Below are 18,141 nucleotides of genomic sequence, written 5' to 3'. Positions count from 1 at the left end.
CGGCCCCCGCGCCGCTCATCCCCCGGTGTGCACCTGGAAGGCGGCCCGGCGTACGGCCTTGGCCAGGGCCGGGTCGGGGTGGGCGGCGGCGAGCGCGACGAGGACCTGCACGGTGCGCGGGTGACCGACGGCGCGGACCTCGTCGAGCAGCTGGGGGACCGTGGGCTGCACCGCGGACTCCAGATGCCGGACCAGCATCGGCGACTCGCCGTGGTCGGCGACGGCGGCGGCGGTGTCCACCCACAGCCAGGTCGCCTCTTCCCGGGTGAGGACCTCGTGGGCGTCCTCGGGGTCGACCCCGTCGTGCTCGGCAAGCCACAGCAGGGCGTACGGCCTGAGGGCGGGTTCGTCCACGACACCGCGTACGTCGGGCTCGGCGGGGGCGCCGACGACCCGTAGCGCCTCGAAGGCCAGGCCGCGCAGCAGGGCGTCCTCGCCGCGCGCGGCGTGGATCAGCTCGGTGACGGCGCTGCCGACGGGGCGGGCGGCCAGCCAGGCGCGGTATTCGGCGCGGGCGGCGTTGGGGCGGAGCTGGGCGCAGCCGCGGAGCATGTCCTCGGCGGCCTGCTCGATATTGCCGGCCGGGCTCTGCGCGGCCACGCAGATCTGCTCCAGCTTGACCCACACCGCCCAGCTGCCCAGCGGGGTGAGGGTGGCCTGGCCGTCGCCGTAGGTCAGCGCGCCGACGAAGACGAGGGCCTGCAGCGCCCAGTCGAGGAGCGGGGCGAGCGGGGTGTCGGCGGCGACCGCGAAATCGGGGGCGAGGGCGGCGGCGTCAGGGTCCGCCGGGTCCGGGAAGTCGGCCACCGGCCGGGCGTGACCGGACGCGGACGCGGACTCGGGTGACTGCCGGGCCCCCGGCACGGTCGGCTGTGCGGGCGCGGACCCGTCGGGGCGCTCGGCGCCGGACTCGTAGGGGACCTCGCAGCGCTCGGTGCGCAGTTCGGTGACCCGCTGCTGGAGCAGGTCGAGGAGCTGCTCGACCGGGACGGGCCCGGCGGACAGCTGGAGGAAGGAGAGCACCTGGGGCATGGCGGAGACGACCTCGGCGACGGCGGCCGGCTCAAACTCCTCCGGTTCCGGGGAGGCGAGCGACCAGGCGTCGAAGAGGGCGACCCAGCCGCGCAGCACGGCGCTGTCGTCGCGGTCCCAGGCGCGCAGCCGCCAGCCGGGGCGCGCGCTGTCGCCGTGCACCTCGACGAGTCCGGCGAGGCGGGCGGTGTCCCAGTCGGCGCTGACCTGAGCGGTGCTCAGGCCCAGGTCGGCGGCGGCCCGTTCGGCGGTGGCGGCGGAGAGGGTGGCCTTGCCGTCCGCGGTGGCGCCGTCGCTGCCGGGGCCGAGTGCGGTGTCGGCCCAGCGGGCGACCCGGACCGGGCCGGACAGCCCGGTGCGGGCCAATCTGGCCAGTTCCGCGGGGGCGGGGGTGCCCTCCGGCGGCCGGGGTGCGGGGCGCCGTGGGCGCCGCTGGTTCACAGCTCTGGGGGCGGCGGCCAGGGGTCGCGGTCGGACGAGTCGGAGCCTGGAGTCGCGCGGGATACGGGACGTCACGGGTGCAGTCTTCCGGTTGACGGTGCGAAAACCCAAACGGAATGTCACCGCGGGCGACGGGGCTGGCCAAGGCACGGGGCCCGGCATGGGGTGAGGAGCCGTGATCAGGCCACTCGTACACCCTTAAACGGAATCCCCGGCACCGGGGAGAGGGCTGGGGTCGACGCCAGGGGCGGGGGTGTCGTCGGGGGCGGGGTCAGGGGACGGCACTGGGGGCGTGGCTGGGGGGACCGGGGGTGGTCGAGGGCCGTGACCGAAGGCCTGGTCGGGTCTCGTGACCGGGAGATGTAGTCAAGGGCCGCGACCGGGAGCCGTGACCGAAGGCCGTGGTCAGGGCTCGTGGCAGGGAGCCGTGACCGGGAGCTGTGGCCGAGAGCCGTGGCCAGGAACCGAGCCGAGCACCGTGATCGAAAGCCATGACCGAAGGTCGTGGTCAGGGCTCGTGACCGGGAGCCGTGGCCAGGAGCTGTAGTCGAGGGCCGCAACCGGGAGCCGTGACCGTGGGCCGTGACGGGAGCCCTGGCCGAGCACCGTGGCCAGGAGCCTGGCCGAGCACCGTGACCGGGAGTCCTGGCCCAGGGCCCTCGCCAAGGACCCTCACCAGGTGTCCCGGCCGAGCGCCGCACCCAAGCGCCGTCGCCGAGCGCCGCGTTCGAGCGCCGTCGCCAAGCGCCACGGTCGCGCGCCGTCGCCAGGGACCATAGTCGGGGGCCGTACTCGGCGGCCGTACTCGGTGGGCGTACTCGGCGGCCGTACTCGGCGGGCGTACTCGGCGGCCGTACTCGGGACCCGTCAGACCAGTGGGGTCAGGAAGCGGCGTAGGCGCTCCTGGTAGTCCTCCGGATCGGCGTTCCACATCGCCGCGTGCGGGGCCTGCGGCACGGTGTGCAGGGCGACCAGATCGGTGCGGCGGTGGGCCAGGCGGCGGGAGAGTTCCCAGGGAGCCACCTGGTCGTCGGGTCCGTGGAAGATCAGGGTCGGCACGGTGAGCCGCCGGGGGTCGGTGATCTCGGCGACCCGGTCGGCGTGCAGGCAGGCGCGGCCCTGCGCAGCCCGTACGGCGAGCGGCAGCAGCAGCGGCGGGGTGTGGCGGGCCCGGGCGAGGGCGCGCAGGGTGACCTCCCAGCTGAGCACCGGCGAGTCGAGGACCAGTCCGGCGATGCGCTCGCGCACCGGGGAGCGCTCGGCGGCGCGCAGCGCCATCGTGGCGCCGGTGGACCAGCCGAGCAGCACGACCCGGCGGGCGCCGTAGCGGACGGCGTAGCGGATCGCCGCGTCCAGGTCGCGCCACTCGGTCTCGCCGAGGTGGTTCAGTCCGTCCGGCGGGACGGGGGCGCCGAGGTCGCCCCGGTAGGCGAGCGCGAGGACCGGCACCCTTCGGGCGTGCAGCGGGGCCATGAGGTTCATGGCCTGTTCGCGGGTGGTGCCGAGGCCGTGGACGGCGATCAACCAGGTGTCCCGGGCGCCGGGCACGAACCAGGCGGGCAGTTCGCCGAGTTCGCCGGGCACGTCGATGTCGGCGTGGTCGAGGCCGAGGGCGGTGCCGGGATTGCCGACGTACAGGTTCGGGGTGAGCCACACCGCGTCGCCGGCGGCGAGGCTCCCGTGTGTGACGCGTTCCAGGCGGCGTACGACGGTGTCGGCCGCGTGCCGGGCCGCCTCCAGGACGGGGCCGACGACCGCGTGGGAGCCGTCGCCGGCGAGGCCGTAGGTGCCGGGGCGCAGCGAGGCCAGATCGCGGGTGAGGGTGATCTGGCCGGCGGCGGTGCCGTGCACGGTGAGCCGGGGTTCGGTGGGCAGGGGGCGGCCTGCGGGCGCCTTCAGCGCGGCGTCGCTGGCGAGCCGGCCGGCGGCGACGGACGCCACGCCGGCGGCGAGGACCGCGGTGACTGCGGTGGCGGTCGCTTTGACTGGGCGCACGGGTCCAGTGTCGTGGGGGTTCGGGCCACCGGCCAGCCGAAAGAGCGCCGGGGTGCGCGCGGCGGGGGGCGGCCGGGTTCGGCGCCTCCCCCACTGCCTCGCCCTCACAACGGACAAGGATCAAAGGAGGATCAGCGGAGCCGAAGAGTGGTGGTCACTTCCGTTGGCCGTACCCCTTCAAGCGTGCCGCCGCCTCCGTCAGCTGTGTCTCCGTCAGCAGGGACGGGGTCAGACCCGGTATGGACGACGCCGTCAGCCACAGGTGGCACATCCACTCCAGCTGGGCGGTGCGGTCGTAGGCCTGGTCGAGGGTGGCGCCGTAGGTGATCGTGCCGTGGTTCTGCAGGAGGCAGCCGGTGCGGTCGGTCAGGGCGCGGAGCATGTTCTCGGCCAGTTCGTCGGTGCCGTAGGTGGCGTAGGGGGCGACGCGGACGGGGCCGCCGAGGGTGGCCGCCATGTAGTGGACCAGGGGCAGCTCGGGCACGAGGGTGGAGACCGCCGTGGCGTGCACGGCGTGGGTGTGGACGATGGCGCGGGCGTCGGTGGAGCGGTAGACGGCGAGGTGCATGGGCAGCTCGCTGGTCGGCGCGAGCGTGCCGAGCACCTGGCGGCCGGTGAGGTCGACGCCGGTGAGGTCGTCCGGGGTGAGCCGGTCGTACGGCACGCCCGACGGGGTGACCAGCACGAGGTCGCCGACGCGCGCCGAGACGTTGCCCGAGGTGCCGACCACCAGTCCGTCGGTTACGGTCCGCCGTGCCGTGGCGACCAGTTCCGCCCAGAGGTGTTCCCGTTCCGCGTCCCGCCGCTGTTCAGCCATGCCGCGATCCTGCCAGCCGCGCCCGCGGTCAGGGGGTGGGCGGGTGCTTCCGGCCGGAAGTACGTACCCCCGAAAGGCGGAAGTCGCGGTGAATCGCCGCAAATGGGCGCTGATTCGGGGGATCGCCAGGCCTTCAATGGTCCCCCTTGACCGCCGGACGATCTTGCGTCCGCCGACCTGGGGAGACGCATGGCCAGTGAACGCACACCCTTCCGTCGCCGCGCCGGTGTCCTCGTGGCGGCCACGGCGGCGCTCGCCCTGACGGGCACCGCGGGCACCGCGGCCGCGGCGGCCGGAGCTCCGGCGCTGGCCGTGAGCAAGCCCCGCGGTCACGATGTCTCGTCCCACCAGAAGCGCGTCGGCTGGCAGGGCTCCCGGTCCAAGGGCGCGCGGTTCGTCTACGTGAAGGCGACCGAGTCCACGAACTACCGCAACCCCTACTTCGCCCAGCAGTACAACGGTGCGCACAAGGCGGGCCTGGTCCGGGGCGCGTACCATTTCGCCCGGCCGGACAAGTCGTCCGGCGCCAAGCAGGCCGCGTACTTCGTGCGGCACGGCGGCGGCTGGCGGGCGGACGGCTGGACGCTGCCGCCCGCGCTGGACATCGAGTACAACCCGTACAACAAGAAGCACAAGTGCTACGGGCTGAGCAAGAAGCGGATGGTCCGCTGGATCCGGTCCTTCAGCGACGAGGTCAAGCGCAGGACCGGCCGCCGCCCGGTGATCTACACGACGAGCCAGTGGTGGAAGCTCTGCACCGGCAACAGCCGCGCGTTCTCGAAGAGTCATCCGCTGTGGATCGCCCGGCACGGCGTCAAGAAGCCGGGGGCGCTGCCGGGCGGGTGGCACTACTGGACGTTCTGGCAGTACCAGTCCGAGGGCACGCTCCCGGGTGACCAGGATCTCTTCAACGGGTCCCAGAGCCGGCTGCGGGTCTTCGCGCGTAGCCGGTAGCCAAGGGGCGTCTGGGGCACCGGTGTCGAACCGGAGCGAAACGGAACACCAACCCCCCTCCCAGGACACCCCCAGGCCCGCCTCAGTTCACCTTCCGTTCATCCAGGTTGCCTACGTTCGTCCAGCCAATGACCTCGAAAGATTGCCTGGGTAAATGGAAAGCTTCTCGCTGATCCTCGCGATTGTGGTCGTCACCGCACTCGCGTTTGATTTCACGAACGGTTTCCACGACACCGCCAACGCGATGGCCACCACCATCTCGACAGGCGCTCTGAAGCCCAAGATCGCAGTGGCCATGTCCGCCGCCCTCAATCTGGTGGGCGCCTTCCTCTCCGTGGAGGTCGCGAAGACGATCTCCAAGGGTCTCGTCAACGAGACCGGCATCCGTCCCGAGGTCATCTTCGCCGCCCTGGTCGGCGCGATCCTCTGGAACCTGGTGACCTGGCTGGTGGGCCTGCCGTCCAGTTCCTCGCACGCTCTGATGGGCGGCCTGATCGGCGCCACCGTCGCCTCCGCCGGCTTCGGCGCCGTCCACGGTGACGTCCTGGTCACCAAGGTGCTCCTCCCGGCGGTCGCCGCTCCGGTCGTGGCCGGCCTCGCGTCGATGCTGGCCACCCGGTTCTCCTACGGCATCGGCGGCAAGGCCGAGGGCGAGGCCACCCGCAAGGGGTACCGCGCCGGGCAGATCGCCTCCGCCGGCCTGGTCTCCCTCGCGCACGGCACCAACGACGCCCAGAAGACGATGGGCATCATCACCCTCGCGCTGATCACGGGCGGTGCCATCGCCCCCGGCTCCAACCCGCCGGTCTGGGTCATCCTCTCCGCCGGCCTGGCCATCGCGCTCGGCACCTACATCGGCGGCTGGCGCATCATCCGCACCATGGGCACGGGCCTGACCGACCTGGAGCCGCGCCAGGGCTTCGCCGCCCAGACCAGCGCCGCGACCGCCATCCTGGCCTCCTCGCACCTGGGCTTCTCCCTCTCCACCACACATGTCGTCTCCGGTTCGGTGATGGGCGCGGGCCTCGGCCGCAAGGGCGGCGTGGTCCGCTGGTCCACCGCGACCCGGATGGCCGTCGCCTGGGTGCTCACGCTGCCGGCCGCCGCGGTGGTCGGCGCGGGCGCCGAGTCCGTCACGGACCTGGGCGACTGGGGCACCGCCGCCGTCGCGGTCTTCCTCGTCGCCGCCAGTGCCGCGATCTGGAAGATCTCCCGCCGCGAGGTCATCGACCACACCAACGTCGTCGCCGAGACCGAGGAGCCGCCCGGCGTGGTGACCACCGCCATCGCCGCCGTGACCCCGCCCCCGGCCGGCACGGTCGCCGAGGACCTGACGGCGACGATCGCCGCCCCGGCCCCCGCCGAGCCCACGACCCGGACCGCCCCGCCGGCCGCCACCGTCTGACCCCGGCCACCCGGTTACCGAAGGAAGCATCATGAAGATCGACTGGGCAGCCATCGGCTCCGTCTTCGGCGTCAGCCTCGTGTTCACCGTGGCCCTGGTGACCCTGTTCACCCTCGGTGTGGGCGGTCTGGCCCGACGCGAGAAGGCCGCCGCGCAGGGCGGCTCCGCCACGCTCGCCGTGACCGGTGCCTACGTCTGCTTCGCCGCCTGCGCGGCGGCGGTGGCGTACGGCATCTACCTGATCGTCGCCAAGGCCTGACAGCCCGCCAGGAACCGGGCGGTACCGTCACAGGCACCGCGAACCGACCCTCACGAAGGCTCCTCTCCGCCCGCCGCGGAGGGGAGCCTTCGCCGTGCGCACCGGCCACGGGCGCCCCGCGATGTGGGGATCGGCACACTCTCCCCGTGCAGGTCAACGGCAAGTTGACGGCCGTTCCGGGCGCGTGGTGGACTGCCCACGCCATGTACGGCGGCAGGAGAGGAAGCCGGTGCGAATCCGGCGCGGTCCCGCCACTGTCACCGGGGAAGAACCCCCCGGGAGCCAGGAACTCTCACCGCCGAATCTCGTCGAACCAGGGCGCGGACACCCTGAGTGAGGACACCGATCGCCATGCCCGGCTGCCGAAGGACCCCTGCCAGGCCCGCTCCTGTACCTACGGCCGGCTGAGCCGATGGGTGCCGATCGCAGTTACGCGTACGGCGCCGCCGCCGGCCTTCTCGGTGATCTGCTCCTCGGCGATCCGCGCCGCGGGCATCCGGTCGCCGCGTTCGGGCGTGCGGCCGCTGCCGTGGACGGCGCGTTGTGGCACGACCACCGCGGCTGGGGCGCCCTGCACACCGTGGTGTGCGCCGGTGGCGCCGTCGCACTCGGCACGGTGGCCGCACGCGCCGTACGCCCCTCCCCCGCCGCCTCCGTCGCGCTGACCGCCGCCGCCACCTGGGCGGTGGTCGGCGGCACTTCGCTCGCCCGCGAGGCCCGCGCCATCGGCAGCGCCCTGGAGCGCGGGGACGTCGAGACGGCGCGGGCGCGGCTGCCGCATCTGTGCGGCCGGGACCCGCAGGCGCTGGACGCCGACGGGATCGCCCGGGCCGTGGTCGAGTCGGTCGCCGAGAACACCTCCGACGCCGTCGTGGGCGCGCTGGTGTGGGGAGCCGTGGCCGGGGTGCCCGGGCTGCTCGGCTTCCGGGCCGTCAACACGCTGGACGCGATGGTCGGTCACAAGTCCCCGCGCTACCGCCGCTACGGCTGGGCCTCGGCCCGCCTCGACGACGTGGCCGGCTGGCCGGGCGCCCGGCTGACCGCCGTACTCGCCGCCGCGGCCGGACCCGACCCGCGGGGTGCGCTGCGCGCCTGGCAGGCCGACGCCCACCGGCACCCGAGCCCCAACGCGGGCCCCGTCGAAGCGTCGTTCGCGGGCGCGCTCGGCGTCCGCCTGGGCGGCACGCTCTCCTACGGCGGCCGGGTCGAGCGCCGGCCCGTCCTCAACGGCGGCAGGGGCCGGGCGGTCCGGGTGACCGACGTCGACCGGGCGGTACGGCTCTCCCGCCGCGTCGGCCTGCTCGCGCTCGGCACCACGGTCGCCGCGCGCCTCCTCGTCACAAGCGTCAAGAGCCTCAAGAGCCCGAAGGGACGTGGAAAGTGAACGGGGGACTCCTCGTCGCCGGGACCACCTCCGACGCCGGCAAGAGCGTCGTGACGGCCGGGATCTGCCGGTGGCTGGTGCGTCAGGGCGTGAAGGTCGCGCCGTTCAAGGCGCAGAACATGTCGCTCAACTCCTTCGTGACCCGCGAGGGCGCGGAGATCGGGCGGGCGCAGGCCATGCAGGCCCAGGCGTGCCGGACCGAGCCGACCGCGCTGATGAACCCGGTGCTGCTCAAGCCCGGCGGCGAGCAGAGCAGTCAGGTGGTGCTGCTGGGCAAGCCGGTGGGCGAGCTGAGCGCGCGCGGCTACCACGGCGGGCGGCAGCAGCGGCTGCTCGGCACGGTGCTGGACTGCCTGGCCGAGTTGCGGGGCACGTATGACGCGGTGATCTGTGAGGGTGCGGGTTCACCGGCGGAGATCAATCTGCGCCGGACGGACATCGTGAACATGGGGATCGCGCGGAACGCGCGGCTGCCCGTGCTCGTCGTCGGCGACATCGACCGCGGCGGCGTCTTCGCCTCCTTCTTCGGCACGGTCGCCCTGCTCTCGCCCGAGGACCAGGAGTTGGTCGCCGGGTTCCTGGTGAACAAGTTCCGCGGCGACGTCTCCCTGCTGGAGCCCGGGCTGGAGATGCTCCACGGCCTCACCGGGCGGCACACCTTTGGCGTCCTCCCCTTCCGGCACGGGCTCGGCATCGACGAGGAGGACGGCCTGCGGGTGTCGCTGCGCGGCACCGTCCGCGAGTCGGCCGTCACTCCCCCGGTCGGCGAGGACGTGCTGCGCGTCGCCGTGTGCGCGATCCCGCTGATGTCCAACTTCACGGACGTGGACGCGCTGGCCGCCGAACCGGGGGTCGTGGTGCGGTTCGTGGACCGCCCGGAGGAGCTGGCGGACGCGGACCTGGTGGTGATCCCGGGCACGCGGGGCACGGTGCGTGCGCTGCAGTGGCTGCGCGAGCGCGGGCTCGCGCAGGCGCTCGTCACAAGGGCCGCCGAAGGACGCCCGACCCTCGGCGTCTGCGGCGGGTTCCAGATCCTCGGCGAGCACATCGAGGACGAGGTCGAGAGCCGCGAGGGGCACGTGGCCGGCCTGGGGATCCTGCCCGTGCGGGTGCGGTTCGCCCGCGAGAAGATGCTGACCCGGCCGGAAGGGGAAGCTCTCGGCGAGCGGGTCGAGGGGTACGAGATCCACCACGGCGTCGCCTCCATAGAGGGAGGAGAACCCTTCCTCGACGGCTGCCGGGTCGGCCGGACCTGGGGCACCCACTGGCACGGTTCGCTGGAGTCGGACGGCTTCCGGCGGGCCTTCCTGCGCGAGGTGGCCGCCGCCGCGGGCCGCCGCTTCGTGCCCGCGCCGGACACCTCCTTCGCCGCGCTGCGCGAGGAGCAGCTCGACCGGCTCGGCGACCTGATCGAACAGCACGCGGACACGGACGCGCTGTGGCGGCTCATCGAGTCGGGCGCGCCGCAAGGACTGCCTTTCATCCCCCCGGGAGCGCCTGCATGAGCACAGTGTTGTTGTTGTCGACCGCCGACACGGATCTGCTGGCGGCCCGGGCCTCCGGCGCGGACTACCGCATCGGCAACCCGACCCGGGTGGGCGTCACCGAGGAGCTGCCGGGGCTGCTCGACGGCGCGGACCTCGCCGTCGTACGGCTGCTGGGTGGCAAGCGCGCCTGGGAGGAGGGGCTGGCCGCGCTGAAGGCGGCCGGGATCCCGACCGTGCTGCTGGGCGGCGAGGCCGTACCGGACGCCGAGCTGATGGCCGAGTCGTCGGTGCCGGCCGGTGTGGTGGCGGAGGCGCTGAAGTACCTGGTCGAGGGCGGCCCGGCGAACCTGCTGGAGCTGTCCCGGTTCCTGTCGGACACCGTGCTGCTGACCGGCGAGGGCTTCGAGGAGCCGCGGAAGATGCCGGAGTACGGCGTCCACGGCTCCTACGCAGTACGGGACGGCCGCCCGACCGTGGGCGTGCTCTTCTACCGCGCGCACGAACTGAGCGGCAACACCGCCTTCGTGGACACCCTGTGCGAGGCGATCGAGGCGAAGGGCGCCAACGCCCTGCCGGTGTACTGCGGTTCGCTGCGCGGCGCGGACGCCGGGCTGTACGAGCTGCTGGGGAGGTCCGACGCGCTGGTCGCCACCGTGCTCGCGGCGGGCGGCACCCACGCCTCGCAGGCCTCGGCGGGCGGTGACGAGGAGGCCTGGGACATCGGGGCGCTCGCCGACCTGAACATCCCGGTGCTGCAGGGTCTCTGTCTCACCTCGTCCAAGAAGGCCTGGGACGAGTCGGACGCCGCCCTGTCCCCCATGGACGCGGCGATGCAGGTCGCCATCCCGGAGTTCGACGGCCGGCTGATCACCGTGCCGTTCTCCTTCAAGGAGCAGGGCCCCGACGAGGTCCCGGTGTACATCGCCGACCCGGAGCGGGCCGCGCGCGTCGCCGGAATCGCCCTGCGCCACGCCCAGTTGAAGCACAAGCCGAACGCGGAGAAGAAGGTCGCGCTGGTCTTCACCGCGTACCCGACCAAGCACTCCCGCGTCGGCAACGCGGTCGGCCTGGACACGCCCGCGTCGGCGGTACGGGTGCTCGACGCGCTCCGGGACGCCGGGTACGGACTCACCGAGTACCCCTCCGGCGGCGACGAGCTGATCCACCGGCTGATCGCGGCCGGCGGCCATGACGTCGAGTGGCTCACCGAGGAGCAGCTGGCCGCCGCGCCCGCGCGGGTGCCGCTGGCGGACTACCGGGCGTGGTTCGAGACGCTGGACCCGGACCTCAGGGACGCCATGGTGGAGGCGTGGGGCGAGCCGCCGGGCAGCCTGTACGTCGACGGCGAGGACATCGTGCTGGCGTCGCTGCGGTTCGGGAACGTCGTCGTGATGATCCAGCCGCCGCGCGGCTTCGGCGAGAACCCGATCGCGATCTACCACGACCCCGACATGCCGCCCTCGCACCACTACATGGCGGCCTACCGGTGGCTGGAGAACAGCTTCGGCGCGGACGCGATCGTGCACATGGGCAAGCACGGCACGATGGAGTGGCTGCCGGGCAAGGGCCTCGGCCTGAGCGCCGGTTGTGCCCCGGACGCGGTCCTCGGCGACCTCCCCCTCATCTACCCGTTCATCGTCAACGACCCCGGTGAGGGCACCCAGGCCAAGCGGCGCGGGCACGCCACGGTGGTCGACCATCTGGTGCCGCCGATGGCCCGCGCCGACACCTACGGCGACCTGGCCAAGCTGGAGCAGCTGCTGGACGAGTACGCGCTCGTCTCCGACCTGGACCCGACGAAGGCCCCGGCGGTGCGCGCCCAGATCTGGACCCTGGTCAAGGCGGCCGAGCTCCACCACGACCTGCATGTGGACGAGCAGCCGGACGAGGACGACTTCGACGAGTTCGTCATGCACATCGACGGCTATCTGTGCGAGATCAAGGACGTGCAGATCCGGGACGGTCTGCACATCCTGGGCGGCGGCCCGGTCGGCGAGCCGCGCGTGAACCTGGTGCTGGCCGTGCTGCGGGCGTCGCAGGTGTGGGGCGGCCAGGCGAACGCGCTGCCGGGACTCAGGGCCTCGCTCGCCGCCCATTTCGGGCTGGACGAGAAGGAGTTGCTGGCTGAGCCGGGCGCCCCGGTGAAGGTGCCGGCGGAGCTGACGGACCTGGTGGAGGGCCCGTCCCGTAGCGCCGCCGACGCGATCGACCTGCTGGAGCAGTTGTGCCGGCGGATCGCGGAGGGCATGGAGGCGCGGGCGTGGGACCGTGCGGTGGTTCCCGCCGTCCTGCGGGGCGTGCTCGGCACCGAACTCCCCGAGGGCGTCGCCGTGCTGGAGTTCGCGTGCGACGAGGTCGTACCGCGGCTCGCCCGCACCACCGACGAGATCGGGCACATCCTGCGGGCCCTGGACGGTGGTTACGTCCCGGCGGGTCCGTCGGGTTCGCCGACGCGCGGCCTGGTGAACGTCCTGCCGACCGGCCGCAACTTCTACTCGGTCGACCCCAAGGCGATTCCGTCCAGGCTGAGCTGGGAGGTCGGCCAGTCGCTCGCCGACTCGCTGGTGCAGCGGTACCTCCAGGACACCGGCGAGTATCCGAAGTCCGTCGGCCTGACGGTCTGGGGTACGTCCGCAATGCGCACCCAGGGTGACGACATCGCCGAGATCCTGGCGCTGCTGGGCTGCCGTCCGGTGTGGGACGACGCCTCGCGCCGGGTCACGGGCTTCGAGGTCGTGCCCCTGGCGGAGCTGGGCCGGCCGCGCATCGACGTCACGGTCCGCATCTCCGGCTTCTTCCGGGACGCGTTCCCGCACGTCGTCGGGCTGATCGACGACGCCGTACGGGCGGTGGCCGAGCTGGACGAGCCCGCCGCGAGCAACTTCGTGAAGGCGCACGCCGACGAGGACACCGCCGAGCACGGCGACCGGCGGCGCGCCACGGCCCGTGTCTTCGGCTCGAAGCCGGGGGCGTACGGCGCCGGTCTGCTGCCGCTGATCGACGCCCGCAACTGGCGCAGCGACGCGGATCTGGCCGAGGTGTACGCCGTCTGGGGCGGCTACGCCTACGGGCGCGGGCTCGACGGGCGGGCGGCGCGCGGGGACATGGAGACCGCGTTCAAGCGGATCGCGGTCGCCGCGAAAAACGTCGACACCCGCGAGCACGACCTCGTCGACGCCGACGACTACTTCCAGTACCACGGCGGCATGGTCGCGATGGTCCGGCATCTGACCGGCGCCAACCCCGAGGCGTACGTGGGCGACAGCGCCGTACCGGACCAGGTGAAGACCCGCACGCTGGGCGAGGAGACGCACCGCGTCTTCCGGGCCCGGGTGGTCAACCCGCGCTGGATGGCGGCCATGCGCCGGCACGGCTACAAGGGCGCCTTCGAGATGGCGGCGACCGTCGACTACCTCTTCGGGTACGACGCCACGGCGGGCGTGGTCGACGACTGGATGTACGAGAAGCTCAGCGCGGAGTACGTCTTCGACCCGGAGAACCGGGACTTCATGAAGAAGTCCAACCCATGGGCCTTGCGGGGTATTACCGAGCGGCTCCTTGAGGCGGCGGACCGGGGGCTGTGGGCCGAGCCGGACGCGGACACGCTGGAGCGGCTGCGCGCCACCTACCTGGAGCTGGAAGGCGACTTGGAGGGCGACGACCAGTGACAACTCCCTTTCCTTTCACGGCCGTTGTCGGCCAGGACGACCTGCGGCTCGCGCTGCTGCTGAACGCGGTCAGCCCCGCGGTCGGCGGTGTGCTGGTGCGCGGCGAGAAGGGCACGGCCAAGTCGACGGCCGTACGGGCCCTTTCGGCACTGCTGCCGGAGGTCGCCGTCGTCCCCGGCTGCCGGTTCTCCTGCGACCCGGCGGCCCCGGACCCGTCCTGCCCGGACGGTCCCCACGAGGCCGGGGCCGGTGCGGCGCGGCCCGCGCGGATGGTGGAACTCCCCGTCGGCGCCTCCGAGGACCGGCTGGTCGGCGCGCTGGACATCGAGCGGGCGCTCGCCGAGGGGGTGAAGGCGTTCGAGCCGGGCCTGCTGGCCGACGCGCACCGGGGCATCCTGTACGTCGACGAGGTCAACCTCCTCCACGACCACCTGGTCGACCTGCTGCTGGACGCGGCGGCGATGGGCGCCTCGTACGTGGAGCGCGAGGGCGTCTCCGTGCGGCACGCGGCGCGCTTCCTGCTCGTCGGCACGATGAACCCCGAAGAGGGCGAGCTGCGGCCGCAGTTGCTCGACCGGTTCGGGCTGACCGTGGAGGTCGCGGCCTCCCGGGAGCCGGACCAGCGGGTCGAGGTGGTACGGCGCCGGCTGGCGTACGACGACGACCCGGCCGCCTTCGCCGCGCGATGGGCCGAGGAGGAGTCCGGCGTACGGCAACGGATCGTGGCGGCACGGGAGTTGCTGCCGCAGGTGCGGCTGGGCGACGGTGCGCTGCGGCAGATCGCGGCGACCTGCGCGGCCTTCGAGGTGGACGGCATGCGGGCCGACATCGTGATGGCGCGTACGGCGACCGCGCTCGCCGCGTGGGCCGGGCGGACGGATGTGCTGGCGGAGGACGTGCGCCAGGCCGCTCTGCTCGCGCTGCCGCACCGCAGGCGGCGCAATCCGTTCGACGCGCCCGGTCTGGACGAGGACAAGCTGGACGAGACGCTGGAGCAGTTCTCCGGCGAGGACGAGGGCGAGGACGATCCCGATCCGGACGGACCGGGTGGGGGCGGCGGGCGGCCGCAGCCCGACTCCGGCCCGCAGAGCGGCGGGGACACCGCCGCGCGGCCCGAGGCCGGGGAGAGCGGGGAGCCGCAGGCGTCCGGCTCCGCTCAGGAGCAGTCGGCCGTACGGGCCGCCGAGCCGTTCCGTACCAAGGTGCTGACCGTGCCCGGGATCGGTGCGGGGGCGGCGGGCCGGCGTTCGCGCGCCCGCACCGAGCACGGGCGGACCACCGGGGCACGGCGGCCGCAGGGCGCGCTGACCAAGCTGCACCTGGCCGCGACCGTGCAGGCGGCGGCTCCGCATCAGCGGGCGCGCGGCCGGTCCGGGCCCGGGCTGGTGATCCGCCGGGAGGATCTGCGGCAGGCGACCCGGGAGGGGCGCGAGGGCAACCTCGTGCTGTTCGTGGTGGACGCCTCCGGGTCGATGGCGGCCCGGCAGCGGATGAGCGCCGTGAAGGGTGCCGTGCTCTCGCTGCTGCTGGACGCCTACCAGCGGCGGGACAAGGTGGGGCTGGTGACCTTCCGGGGCTCCGGTGCGGAGGTGGCGCTGCCGCCGACCTCGTCCGTGGACGCGGCCGCCGTACGGCTGGAGTCGCTGCCGACGGGCGGTCGTACGCCACTGGCGGCCGGGCTGCTGAAGGCGCACGAGGTGCTGCGCGTGGAGGGGCTACGGGATCCGGCGCGACGGGCGCTGGTCGTGGTGGTGACCGACGGGCGGGCCACCGGTGGCCCGGAGCCGGTCGCGCTGGCGGGGCGGGCGGCGCGGCTGTTCGCGGCCGGTCAGGTCGCCTCGGTGGTCGTGGACTGCGAGTCGGGGCCGGTGCGGCTGGGGCTCGCCGGGCAGCTCGCGGGTGAGCTGGGCGGTACGGCCGTCACGCTGGACGAGCTGCGGGCCGACTCGATCGCCGGGCTGGTGAAGGGAATTCAGGACAGGAGGGCCGCGTAATGCCGCAGGGACAGCCGAGTGTCGTGCCCGATGACGGTCTGACGACGCGTCAGCGGCGGAACCGGCCGCTCGTCGTCGTGCACACCGGGATCGGCAAGGGCAAGTCGACCGCCGCGTTCGGGCTCGCGCTGCGTGCCTGGAACCAGGGGTGGCCCATCGGGGTGTTCCAGTTCGTCAAGTCGGCCAAGTGGAAGGTCGGCGAGGAGAACGCGCTGCGCGTGCTCGGCGCCTCCGGCGAGGGCGGCACCGTCGACTGGCACAAGATGGGCGAGGGCTGGTCGTGGGTCCAGCGGGACCAGCAGATGGACAACGAGGAGAAGGCCCGGGAGGGCTGGGAGCAGGTCAAGCGGGACCTGGCGGCCGAGACGTACCGGCTGTACGTGCTGGACGAGTTCGCCTATCCGATGCACTGGGGGTGGGTGGACACCGATGAGGTGATCTCCGTGCTGCAGGACCGGCCGGGCACCCAGCACGTCGTCATCACCGGGCGGAACGCGCCCGAGGAGCTGGTGGACTTCGCCGACCTCGTCACCGACATGTCCAAGGTCAAGCACCCCATGGACGTGGGGCAGAAGGGCCAGAAGGGCATCGAGTGGTGATGTCGTCGGTGCCCCGGCTCGTCATCGCCGCGCCTTCCTCCGGCAGCGGCAAGACCACCGTGGCCACGGGGCTGATGGCCGCGTTCGCCGCGCGGGGGCTCACCGTGTCCCCGCACAAGGTCGGGCCGGACTACATCGACCCCGGTTATCACGCGCTCGCGACCGGGCGGGTCGGGCGGAACCTGGACGCGTACCTGTGCGGGCCGGAGCTGGTCGCTCCGCTGTTCCTGCACGGGGCGCGCGGGTGTGACCTGGCCGTGGTCGAGGGCGTGATGGGGCTGTACGACGGGGCGGCGGGGGAAGGGGAGCTGGCCTCCACCGCGCATGTCGCCAAGCTGTTGCGGGCGCCGGTGGTGCTCGTGGTGGACGCGTCGTCGCAGTCGCGGTCCGTGGCGGCGCTGGTGCACGGGTTCGCTTCCTGGGATCCGGAGGTGCGGGTCGGGGGTGTGATCCTCAACAAGGTCGGGTCCGACCGGCATGAGGAGTTGCTGCGGGAGGCGTTGGACTCGGCCGGTGTGCCTGTGCTGGGCGCCTTGCGGCGGGCTCAGCAGGTGGACACGCCTTCCCGGCACCTCGGGCTGGTGCCGGTCGCCGAACGGCAGTCCGCGGCGGTGGAGGCCGTAGGGGCGATGGCGGCGCTGGTGTCTCGGGGATGTGACCTGGACGCCCTGGAGGCACTTGCGCGTACTGCCGCTCAGGTACCAGGGGGCTCCTCCGCCTGGGCCCCCGCCTCGCCCACCCACCACCCGACTCCCTCAGCCGAAAGGCGAAGGCCAGTGGTCGCCGTAGCCGGTGGCCCCGCCTTCACCTTCTCCTACGCCGAGCACACCGAACTGCTCACCGCCGCCGGTGCCGAAGTCGTCACGTTCGATCCGCTCCGCGATGAGCAACTGCCGGACGGGACAGCCGGGTTGGTCATCGGGGGCGGCTTCCCCGAGGTGTACGCCGGTGAGCTGTCCGCCAACGAGCCGCTGCGCAAGGCGATCGCCGAGCTGGCTCTCAGCGGTGCGCCCGTTGCCGCCGAGTGCGCCGGGCTCCTCTATCTCTGCCGGGAGCTGGACGGCAAGCCCATGTGCGGGGTACTGGATGCCACCGCGCGGATGACGGAGCGGCTCACCCTGGGCTATCGGGACGCCGTGGCCGTCGGGGACAGTGTGCTGGCCGTCGCCGGGACGCGGATGCGGGGGCACGAGTTCCATCGCACGGTCGTCGAGCCCGGCGCCGGAGCCGCTCCGGCGTGGGGGGTGCGGACACCCGTACGGCGGGTCGAAGGTTTCGTACAGCGGGGCGTGCACGCGAGTTACCTGCACACGCACTGGGCGTCCGAGCCCGGTGTCGCCCGTCGGTTCGTGGAGAGGTGCCGGACGTCATGAGCAGCAGGCTGGTCGGAGTCGGGGTCGGTCCGGGTGATCCGGAGCTGGTGACCGTCAAGGGGGTCAACGCCCTGCGGGCCGCCGAGGTCGTCGTCGTACCGGTGATGGACACCGGGGAGCGGGGGCGCGCGGAGGCGACCGTGTCGCACTACGTGCCCGAGGACAAGGTCGTCCGGGTGGTGTTCGCGCTGAACGAGCGGACCGACCGGGCGCGCCGGGAGGCCGCCTGGGACGCCGCGGGCGAGCGGGTCGCCGAGCTGCTGAAGCGGCATGCGTCCGTCGCCTTCGCCACCATCGGCGATCCGAACGTGTACTCGACGTTCACCTATCTCGCGCAGACGATCGCCGAGCTGGTGCCGGGCGTCGTCGTGGAGACCGTGCCCGGGATCACCGCCATGCAGGATCTGGCGGCGCGGTCCGGTGCGGTGCTGACGGAGGGCACCGAGCCGCTGACGCTGGTGCCGGTGACGGCCGGGTCGGCGGTGCTGAAGGAGGCCCTGGCCGGGCCGGGGACCGTCGTCGCGTACAAGTTCGGACGGCAGGCTGCCGAGGTCGCGGATGCGCTGCGGGAGACCGGGCGGCTCGGCGACGCCGTGTGGGGTTCGGCGCTGGGCCTGCCGGAGGAGTCGGTGCGGCCGGCCGGCGAGCTGGACGGGGCGCCGCTGCCGTATCTGTCGACGCTGATCGCACCCCCGCGCCGGGACGGCGGACGGGGCGGGAAGCTGTGAGCCGG

Annotated in this window: 13 protein-coding genes and 1 riboswitch; of the genes, 10 read left to right on the top strand and 3 right to left on the bottom strand. The window is 73.3% G+C overall.

The genetic code is table 11. From position 1 onward, the window contains the following. Nucleotides 1-15 precede the first annotated feature (15 nt). The 3 genes from AB5L52_RS33410 to AB5L52_RS33400 all read right to left on the bottom strand — a co-directional run bounded on the left by AB5L52_RS33410 (nt 16) and on the right by AB5L52_RS33400 (nt 4,285). Nucleotides 16-1,473, bottom strand: coding sequence for a hypothetical protein (locus AB5L52_RS33410; protein WP_369367477.1), 1,458 nt, complete (start codon nt 1,471-1,473; stop codon nt 16-18). Between the two features lie 867 nt (nt 1,474-2,340). Continuing rightward, a complete protein-coding gene (locus AB5L52_RS33405) occupies nt 2,341-3,468 on the bottom strand; it encodes an alpha/beta fold hydrolase (protein ID WP_351031398.1) in 1,128 nt (375 codons plus the stop codon). A 154-nt stretch (nt 3,469-3,622) separates the two neighbouring features. Next, the gene (locus tag AB5L52_RS33400; protein WP_351570309.1) at nt 3,623-4,285 is read right to left on the bottom strand and encodes a class II aldolase/adducin family protein; all 663 of its coding nucleotides are present in this window, start codon (nt 4,283-4,285) and stop codon (nt 3,623-3,625) included. A gap of 189 nt (nt 4,286-4,474) precedes the next feature. On the opposite strand from AB5L52_RS33400, the gene AB5L52_RS33395 reads away from it, so the two are divergent. From AB5L52_RS33395 to cobI, 10 genes are all read left to right on the top strand, one after another. Continuing rightward, nucleotides 4,475-5,239 (top strand): lysozyme, encoded by a 765-nt coding sequence (locus AB5L52_RS33395; RefSeq protein ID WP_351031402.1) that lies wholly within the window; start codon nt 4,475-4,477, stop codon nt 5,237-5,239. 154 nt (nt 5,240-5,393) lie between these two features. Further along, nucleotides 5,394-6,644 (top strand): anion permease, encoded by a 1,251-nt coding sequence (locus AB5L52_RS33390; protein ID WP_369367476.1) that lies wholly within the window; start codon nt 5,394-5,396, stop codon nt 6,642-6,644. A 31-nt stretch (nt 6,645-6,675) separates the two neighbouring features. Beyond that, nucleotides 6,676-6,903 (top strand): hypothetical protein, encoded by a 228-nt coding sequence (locus AB5L52_RS33385; protein ID WP_351031406.1) that lies wholly within the window; start codon nt 6,676-6,678, stop codon nt 6,901-6,903. 171 nt (nt 6,904-7,074) lie between these two features. Beyond that, nucleotides 7,075-7,218, top strand: a riboswitch (cobalamin riboswitch). Between the two features lie 97 nt (nt 7,219-7,315). Beyond that, nucleotides 7,316-8,287 (top strand): cobalamin biosynthesis protein, encoded by a 972-nt coding sequence (locus tag AB5L52_RS33380; protein WP_369367475.1) that lies wholly within the window; start codon nt 7,316-7,318, stop codon nt 8,285-8,287. Further along, nucleotides 8,284-9,792: a cobyric acid synthase gene (locus AB5L52_RS33375; protein ID WP_369367474.1), complete on the top strand. Its 1,509-nt coding sequence runs from the start codon at nt 8,284-8,286 to the stop codon at nt 9,790-9,792. Before AB5L52_RS33380 ends, AB5L52_RS33375 begins: the two co-directional genes overlap by 4 nt. Then, complete coding sequence (gene cobN / locus AB5L52_RS33370; protein WP_369367473.1) at nt 9,789-13,442, top strand: cobaltochelatase subunit CobN; 3,654 nt, start codon at nt 9,789-9,791, stop codon at nt 13,440-13,442. Before AB5L52_RS33375 ends, cobN begins: the two co-directional genes overlap by 4 nt. Then, nucleotides 13,439-15,436: a putative cobaltochelatase gene (locus AB5L52_RS33365; protein WP_369367472.1), complete on the top strand. Its 1,998-nt coding sequence runs from the start codon at nt 13,439-13,441 to the stop codon at nt 15,434-15,436. Before cobN ends, AB5L52_RS33365 begins: the two co-directional genes overlap by 4 nt. Further along, nucleotides 15,436-16,035, top strand: a complete 600-nt coding sequence (cobO, locus tag AB5L52_RS33360) for a cob(I)yrinic acid a,c-diamide adenosyltransferase (protein WP_351031416.1) — start codon at nt 15,436-15,438, stop codon at nt 16,033-16,035. The genes AB5L52_RS33365 and cobO overlap by 1 nt, the downstream gene beginning before the upstream one ends. Continuing rightward, nucleotides 16,035-17,408: a cobyrinate a,c-diamide synthase gene (locus tag AB5L52_RS33355; protein WP_369367471.1), complete on the top strand. Its 1,374-nt coding sequence runs from the start codon at nt 16,035-16,037 to the stop codon at nt 17,406-17,408. The genes cobO and AB5L52_RS33355 overlap by 1 nt, the downstream gene beginning before the upstream one ends. Continuing rightward, complete coding sequence (gene cobI, locus AB5L52_RS33350) at nt 17,405-18,136, top strand: precorrin-2 C(20)-methyltransferase (RefSeq protein WP_351031419.1); 732 nt, start codon at nt 17,405-17,407, stop codon at nt 18,134-18,136. The genes AB5L52_RS33355 and cobI overlap by 4 nt, the downstream gene beginning before the upstream one ends. Nucleotides 18,137-18,141 lie beyond the last annotated feature (5 nt).

It is taken from the genome of Streptomyces sp. CG4 (assembly GCF_041080655.1).
Taxonomy (GTDB): domain Bacteria; phylum Actinomycetota; class Actinomycetes; order Streptomycetales; family Streptomycetaceae; genus Streptomyces.
Note: the sequence above shows the minus strand (reverse complement) of the source record. Positions and strands in the feature narration are given on the sequence as shown.

Coding starts and splice junctions, on each gene's coding strand:
- AB5L52_RS33400 (WP_351570309.1), bottom strand. CDS start 4,285: ATGGCTGAACAGCGGCGGGACGCGGAACGGGAACACCTCTGGGCGGAA.
- AB5L52_RS33395 (WP_351031402.1), top strand. CDS start 4,475: ATGGCCAGTGAACGCACACCCTTCCGTCGCCGCGCCGGTGTCCTCGTG.
- AB5L52_RS33390 (WP_369367476.1), top strand. CDS start 5,394: ATGGAAAGCTTCTCGCTGATCCTCGCGATTGTGGTCGTCACCGCACTC.
- AB5L52_RS33385 (WP_351031406.1), top strand. CDS start 6,676: ATGAAGATCGACTGGGCAGCCATCGGCTCCGTCTTCGGCGTCAGCCTC.
- AB5L52_RS33380 (WP_369367475.1), top strand. CDS start 7,316: ATGGGTGCCGATCGCAGTTACGCGTACGGCGCCGCCGCCGGCCTTCTC.
- cobN (WP_369367473.1), top strand. CDS start 9,789: ATGAGCACAGTGTTGTTGTTGTCGACCGCCGACACGGATCTGCTGGCG.
- cobO (WP_351031416.1), top strand. CDS start 15,436: ATGCCGCAGGGACAGCCGAGTGTCGTGCCCGATGACGGTCTGACGACG.
- AB5L52_RS33355 (WP_369367471.1), top strand. CDS start 16,035: ATGTCGTCGGTGCCCCGGCTCGTCATCGCCGCGCCTTCCTCCGGCAGC.
- cobI (WP_351031419.1), top strand. CDS start 17,405: ATGAGCAGCAGGCTGGTCGGAGTCGGGGTCGGTCCGGGTGATCCGGAG.